The sequence below is a fragment of the Mycobacterium sp. genome (assembly GCF_035570115.1).
Classification (GTDB): domain Bacteria; phylum Actinomycetota; class Actinomycetes; order Mycobacteriales; family Mycobacteriaceae; genus Mycobacterium.
Window position 1 is genome coordinate 1 of record NZ_DATMLH010000334.1, and the last position, 5,192, is coordinate 5,192.

The 5,192-nt window shown below is 68.6% G+C and carries 5 protein-coding genes; 4 read left to right on the forward strand and 1 reads right to left on the reverse strand.

Annotated elements, in window-relative coordinates; genetic code table 11:
- A partial coding sequence (ligA, locus tag VNW74_RS31340) for an NAD-dependent DNA ligase LigA (RefSeq protein WP_325684207.1) occupies positions 1-1,561 on the forward strand: 1,561 nt, incomplete at its 5' end.
- A gap of 140 nt (positions 1,562-1,701) precedes the next feature.
- Here ligA and VNW74_RS31345 read toward each other — a convergent pair.
- Complete coding sequence (locus tag VNW74_RS31345; protein ID WP_325684209.1) at positions 1,702-2,361, reverse strand: amino acid-binding protein; 660 nt, start codon at positions 2,359-2,361, stop codon at positions 1,702-1,704.
- A 187-nt stretch (positions 2,362-2,548) separates the two neighbouring features.
- Between VNW74_RS31345 and gatC the strand changes: the two genes are divergently transcribed.
- The 3 genes from gatC to VNW74_RS31360 all read left to right on the forward strand — a co-directional run.
- The gene (gatC, locus tag VNW74_RS31350) at positions 2,549-2,848 is read left to right on the forward strand and encodes an Asp-tRNA(Asn)/Glu-tRNA(Gln) amidotransferase subunit GatC (RefSeq protein WP_325684211.1); all 300 of its coding nucleotides are present in this window, start codon (positions 2,549-2,551) and stop codon (positions 2,846-2,848) included.
- Complete coding sequence (gene gatA / locus VNW74_RS31355) at positions 2,845-4,326, forward strand: Asp-tRNA(Asn)/Glu-tRNA(Gln) amidotransferase subunit GatA (RefSeq protein WP_325684213.1); 1,482 nt, start codon at positions 2,845-2,847, stop codon at positions 4,324-4,326. The genes gatC and gatA overlap by 4 nt, the downstream gene beginning before the upstream one ends.
- A gap of 145 nt (positions 4,327-4,471) precedes the next feature.
- The coding region (locus tag VNW74_RS31360; RefSeq protein WP_325684215.1) for an ATP-dependent 6-phosphofructokinase at positions 4,472-5,192 on the forward strand (721 nt) is incomplete at its 3' end.

Genomic DNA, 5,192 nt, shown 5'->3' on the forward strand with positions numbered 1-5,192 from the left:
ACCCGACGTGCTCGAGGTGCGCGGTGAGGTGTTCTTCCGGCTCGCCGATTTCGAAGCGCTCAACGCGGCCCTGGTCGAAGACGGAAAGGCGCCGTTCGCCAACCCGCGCAACAGTGCGGCTGGATCGCTGCGGCAGAAGGACCCGGCCGTCACCGCTCGCCGCAGGCTCCGGATGATCTGCCACGGGTTGGGGCATATTGAGGGGTTCCGGCCGCCCACCCTGCACGACGCATACCTGGCTCTGGGCGCGTGGGGCCTGCCCGTGTCCGAACACACCACGCGGGTGGAGAACGCCGCCGGCGCCCTGGAACGCATCGCTTACTGGGGCGAGCACCGCCACGACGTGGCTCACGAAATCGACGGCGTCGTCGTCAAAATCGATGATGTGGCGCTGCAGCGCAGGCTGGGTTCCACGTCGCGCGCACCGCGATGGGCGATCGCCTACAAGTACCCGCCCCAGGAGGTACAGACCGAGCTGCTCGACATCCGGGTCAACGTCGGGCGCACCGGGCGGGTCACGCCGTTCGCATTCATGACGCCGGTCACCGTTGCCGGATCGACGGTGGGGCTGGCCACCTTGCACAACGCCGCCGAGGTCAAGCGCAAGGGTGTGTTGATCGGCGACACGGTGGTGATCCGCAAGGCCGGCGACGTGATCCCCGAAGTGCTGGGCCCCGTCGTCGACTTGCGCGACGGCTCCGAGCGCGAATTTGTCATGCCCACAACGTGTCCCGAATGCGGGACGCCGCTGGCTCCGGCCAAGGAGGGCGACGCCGACATCCGCTGCCCCAACGCGCAGGCCTGCCCGGCGCAATTGCGTGAGCGGGTGTTTCACGTCGCCGGTCGTGGCGCTTTCGACATCGAAGGCCTGGGCTACGAGGCGGCCATCGCGCTGCTGAAAGCTCACGTGATCGGCGACGAGGGTGATCTGTTCGGCCTCACCGAAGACGACTTGTTGCGCACCGAGTTGTTCACCACCAAAAGCGGCGCGCTGTCTGCCAACGGCAAGCGCCTGCTGGTCAACCTGGACACGGCCAAGAAGCAACCACTGTGGCGGGTGCTGGTGGCATTGTCGATTCGCCACGTCGGGCCGACCGCTGCCCGCGCGCTGGCGACCGAGTTCGGCAGCTTGGATGCCATCACGTCGGCCTCGACCGAGCAACTGGCCGCGGTCGAGGGTGTCGGCCCGACCATCGCCGCGGCGGTGACCGAATGGTTCACCGTGGACTGGCATCGGGCCATCGTCGATAAGTGGCGATCGGCCGGCGTGCGGATGGCCGACGAGCGCGACGCCAGCGTGCCCCGCACGCTGGAGGGTTTGACGATCGTGGTGACCGGCTCGTTGACCGGCTTTTCCCGCGATGACGCCAAGGAGGCCATTGTGGCGCGTGGCGGCAAAGCCGCCGGGTCGGTGTCGAAGAAGACCGCCTACGTCGTCGCCGGCGATTCCCCCGGATCGAAGTACGACAAGGCCATCGAACTCGGCGTGCCCGTCCTCGACGAGGACGGATTCCGAAAGCTGTTGGCCCAGGGGCCTTCCGGCAGCGGACCCGACGAGTGACAGCTCGGCGAGACGGAACTCGGATCAGGGCAGCAGTGGCAGCCGCCACAGCTCGGCCGGGGACAGCGCGGCGATCTGGGCATCGGACCGCAGGCTCACAGTTGAGCAATACCGGTGTTTATCGATGTTTATCGGCGTACTCAGTGCAGCAGGGTCCCGACGATCCCGGCCAGGTAGCCCAGCCGTGCCACCTCTGACGGCCGGAACGCCGGGCCGCCCGGCCGGCCCAGCATGATCGCGGTGTCGGGCGCGCCCAGCGGCGCGGCGACCAGCGTCGTGTCCAGCTCGCGCCACACCTGCGGTACCCAGTCGCTGGTGGCGTCCAGGGCGGTGGCGCGCGTGATAGGCATCCACGGGACGGCGTCCAGTCCGGTTTCCGGTGCGCCCGGGCTGCCCACCACAGGCTGGATCCCGTCGTCGGAACTGCGCAGCACCGCACACCAGCTCACCCGCAGCACCTGGGGGGCTTCGTCGACGAGGACCTTCAGCTTGGCCGTTGTGTCGCCGGCCGCGGCGACGTGGTCGATCAGCGCCAGCTCGCGGTGCGCGTCCAGCAGCCCGGTGTGCGGGCGCAGGCTGTCGACGCGCACCCCACTGAGCGCTTCGGCCGCCGTGATCAGCGTGTCCGGCATGGCCCGCGCCGGTAGCTCGACCACAAGATCGTCGATCGCGTAGCCCGACCCACGTTCCACGACGTCCAGCGACAAGATGTCGGCCCCCACCGACCCCAGGGCCACGGCCAGCGAGCCGAGGCTGCCCGGCCGGTCGGCAAGCTGAACTCGCAGCAGATAGGAAGACACGCGCACACTGTCGCACAGCCGAGCGGCGGCGGCATTTCGACGGCGGCGGGCGGCCGGACCTGCCGGCGCGCAGCAGCCCGCTAGCGCTGATGGCCCGCTTCGCCCCCTCGCCGCTGCGCGGCTGGGAGGTACCCCCACCTCCCGCCGCTCCGCGGCGAGCATCGTCACCGGGCTAGGCTTTTCGGTCGTGTCCCAGATCTCCCGCGACGACGTGGCCCATCTGGCCCGGCTGGCCCGGTTGGCGTTGACCGACGCCGAGCTGGACGGCTTCGCCGGCCAACTCGACGCCATCTTGACCCACGTCAGCCAGATCCAAGCTGTCGATGTCACCGGCGTCGAACCGACCGACAACCCGCTCAAAGACGTCAACATCACCCGCCCGGACCAGACCACACCGTGCCTGACCCAGCAGGAAGCGCTCGCCGAGGCGCCTGAGGCCCTCGATGGCCGCTTCGCCGTCCCACAGATTCTCGGGGAACCGGAATGACCGACATCATCCGGCAGGACGCCGCGACCCTGGCCGGCAAAATCGCCGCCAAGGAGTTGTCATCGACCGAGATCACCCAGGCTTTCCTGGACCAGATCGCGGCGACCGATGACCGTTACGGCGCGTTCCTGCACGTGGCGGGCGATGCGGCCCTGTCGGCCGCGGCCGCCGTCGACAAGGCGCTGGCGGCCGGCGAGCCGCCGCCGTCGCCGCTGGCCGGGGTGCCGTTGGCCCTCAAAGACGTGTTCACCAGCCTCGACATGCCCACCACGTGCGGGTCGAAGATCCTGGAGGGCTGGCGTTCGCCCTACGACGCCACGGTGACCGCGCGACTGCGGGCGGCGGGCATCCCGATCCTGGGCAAGACGAATATGGACGAGTTCGCGATGGGCTCGTCGACGGAGAACTCCGCTTACGGCCCGACCCGCAACCCATGGGACACCGACCGGGTGCCGGGCGGCTCCGGGGGCGGCAGTGCCACCGCGCTGGCCGCGTTCCAGGCGCCGCTGGCCATCGGGACCGACACCGGCGGCTCCATCCGCCAGCCGGCGGCGCTGACCGCGACGGTCGGGGTCAAACCGACCTACGGCACGGTGTCGCGCTACGGCCTGGTGGCCTGCGCGTCGTCGCTCGACCAGGGCGGCCCGTGTGCCCGCAACGTCCTTGACACCGCGCTGCTGCACCAGGTGATCGCCGGACACGATCCACGCGACTCCACCTCCATCGACGCCGAAATACCCGACGTCGTCGGCGCTGCGAGGGCGGGAGCAGCGGGCGATCTGAGTGGAGTGCGCGTCGGCGTGGTCCGGCAGTTGCGCGGCGACGGGTATCAGCCGGGCGTATTGGCGTCCTTCAACAGCGCCGTCGAGCAGTTGACGGCGATCGGTGCCGACGTGTCCGAAGTTGACTGTCCCCATTTCGATCACGCGTTGCCCGCCTACTACCTGATCTTGCCGTCGGAGGTGTCGAGCAACCTCGCCCGCTTCGACGCGATGCGCTACGGACTGCGGGTCGGCGACGACGGCACGCACAGCGCCGAGGAGGTGATGGCGCTGACCCGCGCCGCCGGGTTCGGGCCGGAGGTCAAGCGGCGCATCATGATCGGCACTTACGCGCTGTCAGCCGGGTATTACGACGCCTATTACAACCAGGCGCAGAAGGTGCGCACGTTGATTGCCCGCGATCTCGACGCGGCCTATCAATCCGTGGACGTGCTGGTGTCGCCGACCACGCCGACGACGGCGTTCCGATTGGGCGAGAAGGTCGACGACCCGCTGGCGATGTATCTGTTCGACCTGTGCACGCTGCCGCTGAACCTGGCCGGTCACTGCGGGATGTCGGTGCCGTCAGGGTTGTCGCCGGACGACGAGCTCCCGGTCGGATTGCAGATCATGGCGCCGGCGCTGGCCGACGACCGGCTCTATCGGGTGGCGGCGGCCTACGAGGTTGCGCGGGGACCCCTGCCGTCGGCCGTTTGACGCAGTGAGCGTCGCCGAGATCGACGGCAGCGCGGAAACTTCGAGTGGCTGTGTCGCTAATGTCGATCTCGGCGCTCCGAACCCGGCAACATGAGATCCGTCTGCTCGCGCCACTTGAACGACCATCACGGGGCAAGATGAGGTCATGCGGATCGGAATTCTTACCGGAGGTGGGGACTGTCCCGGGCTCAACGCCGTCATCCGGGCGGTGGTGCGAACCTGCGACTCGCGGTACGGGTCGTCGGTGGTCGGATTCCAGGACGGCTGGCGTGGCCTGCTGGAGAACCGGCGCATGCAACTGGCCAACGATGACCGCAACGATCGCCTGCTGGCCAAAGGCGGAACGATGCTGGGCACCGCCCGCGTTCACCCCGACAAACTGAAGGCCGGTCTGGACCAGATCAAAGACACGCTGGACGAGAACGGCATCGACGTGCTCATCCCGATCGGGGGTGAGGGCACGCTGACCGCCGCGCACTGGCTCTCGGAAGAGAACGTCCCTGTCGTCGGCGTGCCCAAGACCATCGACAACGACATCGATTGCACCGATGTGACATTCGGCCACGACACCGCGTTGATGGTGGCCACCGACGCCATCGATCGGCTGCACAGCACCGCGGAATCGCACCAGCGGGTGATGCTGGTGGAGGTGATGGGCCGGCACGCCGGCTGGATCGCCCTGAATGCCGGGCTGGCCTCCGGCGCGCACATGACGCTGATTCCCGAACAGCCCTTCGACATCGACGAGGTGTGCCGACTGGTCAAGCGGCGCTTCCAGCGCGGCGATGCGCACTTCATCTGCGTCGTCGCCGAGGGGGCCAAGCCGGCCGAAGGCTCGATGGAGCTGCGCAAAGGCGGTACCGACG